2 protein-coding genes are annotated in these 612 nt (G+C 75.3%); both read left to right on the top strand.

Features of this window, described 5'->3' with window-relative positions; genetic code table 11:
* Nucleotides 1–236, top strand: a 236-nt coding sequence (locus AC2W7G_RS18075; RefSeq protein ID WP_485869647.1) for a hypothetical protein, incomplete at its 5' end; no start/stop codon positions are given.
* Nucleotides 233–612 (top strand): acetyl-coenzyme A synthetase N-terminal domain-containing protein (locus AC2W7G_RS18070; RefSeq protein ID WP_485869646.1); only part of this gene is annotated, 380 nt, incomplete at its 3' end. The genes AC2W7G_RS18075 and AC2W7G_RS18070, both read left to right, overlap by 4 nt.

The following is a 612-nucleotide window of genomic DNA, read 5'->3' as shown; positions in this document are numbered from 1 at the left end:
GCCCGCATCGGCTCGCGCTCGAGCTCGGCGAGCTCGCTGCGAGCGCTGCGGCGTGCCGCAGCCGCGGGGCCACCAGCCCTGACCGGCGTGCTGCTCGTGCTCATGGCCGTCCTGGCGTTTCTTCCTGGACGCTCCGCCTGGCCTGGGCCTGGCTGCTGCTCCCGGCGCTCGGCGCGGCCGCCTACGCCGTCGCCGCCTGGCTGCTCGGCCTCGGACGCACCGAGGAGCCGGCGTGACGGAGGTGCTCTGGCGTCCCTCGGGCCGCCGCACGCGGCTGGACGACTTCCGCGACGAGCTCGCCTGCGAGGGCTACCGCTTCGACGACTACGAGAGCCTGTGGCGTTGGTCGGTGGAGGACCTCGACGCGTTCTGGCGCGCAGTCTGGCGCTTTGTCGACATTCCCTCGGACGGGTCGCCGTCCATCGCCCTGGCCGACGACGCCATGCCGGGCGCCCGCTGGTTCCCCGACGTCCGGCTGAGCTACGCCGAGGCCATGCTCCGCCTGCCGGCCGGCCGACGACGACGTCGTGGTGGTCGGACGCTCGCAGAGCCGCGACGACGTCCGGCTGACCGCGGCCCAGCTGCGCGACCGGGTGGCCCGTGCCCGCGCGG

The organism is Aeromicrobium sp. PFPM2_SD2, assembly GCF_057364525.1.
The sequence above is the reverse complement of the archived record's forward strand: the minus strand, read 5'-3'. Positions and strand labels throughout refer to the sequence as shown.